General features: G+C 72.1%; 5 protein-coding genes. 2 read left to right on the plus strand and 3 right to left on the minus strand.

The window, feature by feature from the left end; genetic code table 11:
• Positions 1-194 precede the first annotated feature (194 nt).
• On the plus strand, positions 195-1,649 hold the full coding sequence (locus ACLN58_RS18545) for an FAD-binding oxidoreductase (protein ID WP_415856717.1): 1,455 nt from the start codon (positions 195-197) through the stop codon (positions 1,647-1,649).
• A gap of 28 nt (positions 1,650-1,677) precedes the next feature.
• Positions 1,678-2,181, plus strand: coding sequence for a GNAT family N-acetyltransferase (locus ACLN58_RS18550; RefSeq protein WP_415856718.1), 504 nt, complete (start codon positions 1,678-1,680; stop codon positions 2,179-2,181).
• Here ACLN58_RS18550 and ACLN58_RS18555 read toward each other — a convergent pair.
• The 3 genes from ACLN58_RS18555 to ACLN58_RS18565 all read right to left on the minus strand — a co-directional run.
• Entirely contained in the window at positions 2,144-3,589 is a 1,446-nt protein-coding gene (locus ACLN58_RS18555; RefSeq protein WP_415856719.1) for an amidase, read from the minus strand. The genes ACLN58_RS18550 and ACLN58_RS18555 overlap by 38 nt on opposite strands.
• Entirely contained in the window at positions 3,582-3,773 is a 192-nt protein-coding gene (locus ACLN58_RS18560) for a hypothetical protein (RefSeq protein WP_415856720.1), read from the minus strand. The genes ACLN58_RS18555 and ACLN58_RS18560 overlap by 8 nt, the downstream gene beginning before the upstream one ends.
• Positions 3,770-4,381 (minus strand): amidohydrolase family protein (locus ACLN58_RS18565; RefSeq protein ID WP_415856721.1); only part of this gene is annotated, 612 nt, incomplete at its 5' end. The genes ACLN58_RS18560 and ACLN58_RS18565, both read right to left, overlap by 4 nt.

Raw genomic sequence — 4,381 nt, forward strand, 5'->3', positions numbered from 1 at the left:
GACCTTCTTTGGCCGCCGAAAGCAGCCCGAAACGGCGTGTCGCGCTGCGACACGCCGGACAAGCCGTCAAATCAAGGTCGCGAAGGGACGGGGCAAGCGGACGACGGCGGGCGCGCGAACCATTGTGCGGAGCTCTCTCGAGTGCCACCTTTGAGGCACTCCTTGGGCCTCGTGAAGAAGGGCGATGAGCGACGATGGTCAACGGCTTCGACGACCTCCGATCACGGTGCCGGGGGCGAGTGGTCGCCCCAGGCGATCCGGACTACGAGTCGCTCCGCGCCGTATGGAACGGCTCGATCCAGCGGCACCCCGCCGCGATCCTGCAGTGCGCCGGCACCGCGGACGTCCTCGCCGGGGTCCGCTTCGCCGCGGACCGCGAGTTGCCGCTCGCCGTCCGGGCCGGGGGGCACAACATTGCGGGGCTCGGAACGTGCGACGGCGGGCTCGTCCTCGATCTGCGGGCGCTCCAGGGCGTGCGGATCGATCCGCGCACCGGGAGAGCGCGCGTCCAGACGGGCATCACGTGGGGCACGTTCGACCACGAGGCCCAGGCGTTCGGGCTCGCGACGACGGGCGGCATCATGTCGACGACCGGCGTGGCCGGCTTCACGCTCGGGGGCGGAGTCGGGTGGCTCGTGCGGCGGCACGGCGCCGCGTCGGACAATCTGCGCTCGGTGGACCTCGTCACGGCGGATGGGGAGCTCACGGTCGTCGACGACGAGAGCGAACCCGAGCTCCTGTGGGCCCTGCGCGGGGGCGGCGGGAACTTCGGCGTCGCGACCTCGCTCGAGTTCGAGCTGCACGAGGTGGGGCCGGAGGTCGTCGCGGGGTCCGTGGTCTATCCGCTCGAGCAGGCCGCGGAGGTGCTCGAGTCCTGGGCCGCCGCCCTTCCGTCGCTGCCCGACGACGCCATGACCGTGGCCACGCTGCGGACGGCTCCTCAGGATCCGCCCTTCCCCGAGCAGCTCTGGGGCCTCCCGGTGCTGTCCGTCAGCATGATGTGGCTCGGCGCCCGCGAGGAGGCCGACGCCGCGCTCGCTCCCCTGCGATCTCTGGGCCGGCCCGCGGTGGACGCCGTCGGGCCCAAGCAGTACACGGCCGTCCAGAAAGCGCAGGACCCCTACTGGTCCCCCGGCGCGCTGAACTATTGGAAGGCCGACTACCTCAGGGGCCTCGATCGGGAGGCGATCGCGACGCTCGTCGACGCTGCGGCGCAGTTCTCCTCACCGGCGTCGGACATCAAGCTCGCCGCGCTTGGGGGAGCGCTCGCGCGCGTGCCCGAGGACGCGAGCGCGTACGGCCACCGCGACGCGGCGATCCTGCTCAACATCAACACGCGCTGGGACGAACCCGCCGCCGAGTCGACGCACATCGAGTGGACGCGCGAGCTGTGGGGCAGCCTGCATCGGCTGGCCGTCGGCGTGTACGTCAACTTCCTCGGCGACGAGGGCGGCGGGCGCGTAGTTCAGGCGTACGGCGAGGACAAGTACCGCCGCCTCGTCGAGGTCAAGCGGCGCTGGGACCCCCAGAATCTCTTCCGGATCAACCAGAACATCCCGCCGGGTGGGGACGCGTGGACCGGCGGCGAAGCGTTCCCCAGAACTCACACCACCGTAACGGCGCGGAAACGGCGGGAATCTAGCGTGTAGAGGCATACCCTTCGATCGAGGAGGCGGCATGCAGACCCACCCGAAGCTGATCATCCGCAGAACGTCCTGGTCCAACCCCGTGGGGCGGGACCTCCGCGCCGCGCAGCAGTCCGAGCTCGACGCGCGGTACGGCCACGGCGAGCACGAGCCCGGCGAGCCGCCGACCGCCGCGGACATGGCCGTGTTCCTCATCGCGTACGAGCGCGCGACCGGCCAGCCCCTGGGCTGCGGCGGCCTCCGCCAGCTCGACAGCAAGACGGCTGAGGTCAAGCGGGTCTATGTGCTCCCCTACGCGCGGGGGTCCGGGGTCGCGAGCTCGATCCTGCTCGCGCTCGAGGCCGAGGCCCACGAGGCCGGGATCACGCTCGTCATGGCGGAGGCCGGCTCCGCCCAGCCCGACGGCAAGATGTTCTACGAGGCCGCCGGCTACCGTGAGGTCCCCAACTTCGGCCCCTACCAGGAGGTCGACGAGTCCGTCTGCTACGCGAAGCCGATCATGGCGCCGGTGCGGGTCCACGCGGTGGCGAGCTGACCCAGGCGCTGGCGCTCGGTGCCGGGAGGTCTCGCAGCGGGACGAGCTTGTGCCAGGGTGACGCGAGCTCGTAGGCGTGGGCGATGGCGAGGAGCGACCCATCCGAGAAGGCCGGCCCCATGAGGTGCAGGCCCACGGGCTGGCCGTCGGCGAGACCGCAGGGCACGCTGACGGCCGGAAGCCCGGTCACGTTGGCGGGCGAGAGCATGCGGAGCGCGGACGCGAGGGAATCCTCCCCTGTGCTCCCCGTCAGTTCATGGGACATGAGGGCGGCGTGCGGCGCGATCGCCGGGAGTGTCGGCGAGGCCAGCACGCCGATGCCGGTCCGCGCGAAGACCCGGGCGAGCGACGTCCGCAGCTCGGATCGGACGGCCTGAGCAAGCCTCACGTCCTCCGCGGTGACCAGCGCGCCCGTCTCGATCATGATTCGCGTCGCGGGGAGATACCGAGCGGCGCCGCGGCGAAGCCGTTCCCGGTGGTGATGGGCCGCCTCCGAGAGTGAGATTGCGAGGCTCGCCGGAAGTGCGAGGTCGAGCTCGGGGAGGCTCACGTCCACGATCTCGAAGCCGAGGCCGCCCAGAACAGCCAGCGCCTCCTCCACGAGTCCCGCAACGTCCACCTCGACCCCCCAGTCTGCCCACAGCGAGCGGTCGACCCCTACCCGGCGCGTCGTGGGGTCCATGGCGCGGACCGCCTCGAGCCCGCCCCAGCGCTCGGCCGAGGCATCCTCGACCATGCCGTCGAGGAGCGCCGCGCAGTCGATGGCGCCGCGCGCGATCGGTCCCACGTGATCGAGGGTGTGGCTGACGTTGATGACCCCCGAACCCGAGACCAGGCCGAAAGTCGGCTTGAGCCCCACGAGCCCGTTCACGGATGCCGGGTTCCGCACCGAGCCTCCCGTGTCCGTGCCGAGCGCCCCCGGCACGCTGCCCACCGCGACAGCGACCCCGGAACCGACGCTCGAACCGCCCGCGTAGCGCTCCGGGCCCCAGGGGTTCCGCGTGGGAGGCGTGCCTTGTCCAAAGGCGAATTCGTGGGTCTGCAGCTTGCCGAGGATGATCGCACCGCTTTCGCGAAGCCGCCGGACCGCCCCCGCGTCGCGGGTCGAGATCCGCCCGTGCAGCGCCGCCGACCCGCCCTCCGCGGGCAGCCCGCGGACGTCGATGACGTCCTTGACGCCGACCGGAATCCCGAGCAACCCGCCAGTTCCGCCCCGCAGGGCCGCCCGATCGGCCGTTCGTGCCGCGGCCCGGGCGCCGTCCGCATCGACGTAGGCCCAAGCACGTGCGAAGCCTTCCGTGTCCACGATTCGCCCGAGGACCGAGTCGACGAGTTCGACGGCGGAGAGCTCGCCGCGGCGGATCAGCCCGGCCGCCTCGTCGATGCCGAGCTCCCAGGGCTCAGTCACGGGAGCCCGACTCATCAAACCCACGGCGCAACGCGTCCATCGCGGCCCGGAAATCCGCATAGGCCTGGGCCACGGCCGGCTCGTCCTCGCGCGCGACGTCCTCCCCGACGAGCCGGACGAGGACCGCTCGCTGCCGCGGTTCGAGTCTGCGCGGGCCCGCGGACGCGCCGGCGGACGCGTTCATCGCCGGGCTCCCGCGGTCAGGCGGCCATCGCGCACAACGCGCTGACCGTCCACGAAGACGTCGCGCACCTTGCGGAAGTCGCTCGTGCTCGTGACGACGACGTCGGCCGCGAGCCCGGCACGCAGCTCGCCGCTGCGAGGGGCGATCCCCGGGATCGCGCGGACAACGGCGGAGCTCGCCATTGCGACCGCCTCGCCGAGGGTCCGGTGACCTTGGGCAGCCACGTCATGGACGGCGGAGATGAGCTCGTCGTGGTTTCCCGCGTGGCCGTAGTCGGTGCCGAGGACGTGGACGAGTCCCGGCTCGGCGAGGAGGGCATCCCAGTGCTCGCGGGTGCTCACGGTGTGGCGTCGGTGCAGGAGGTCGAACACGGACACCTCGGCGAGCCAGCCGCGGTCGCGGCCGAGCGCGGCGAGTTCGACGGCCTCGGCAGGGGTGTGGGATGGATGGTTGGCGTGGCCCGCGATGATCTGGGCTCCGCTGCCTTCCTCGGCGAGTTCGCGAAGCAGGCGCGCTGTCGCCGACGCGCTGTGGATGATCGCTGGCACTCCGAGCCGCGCCGCGGCCCGCACGCCCTCGCGGATGCCCTCGAGGGCGGGCGCCACCGA

Source organism: Sinomonas sp. G460-2, from assembly GCF_047759905.1.
GTDB lineage: Bacteria > Actinomycetota > Actinomycetes > Actinomycetales > Micrococcaceae > Sinomonas.

What these genes read in the sequence shown, in the direction of transcription:
- ACLN58_RS18545 (WP_415856717.1), top strand. Translation starts at nt 195, where the DNA reads ATGGTCAACGGCTTCGACGACCTCCGATCACGGTGCCGGGGGCGAGTG.
- ACLN58_RS18550 (WP_415856718.1), top strand. Translation starts at nt 1,678, where the DNA reads ATGCAGACCCACCCGAAGCTGATCATCCGCAGAACGTCCTGGTCCAAC.
- ACLN58_RS18560 (WP_415856720.1), bottom strand. Translation starts at nt 3,773, where the DNA reads ATGAACGCGTCCGCCGGCGCGTCCGCGGGCCCGCGCAGACTCGAACCG.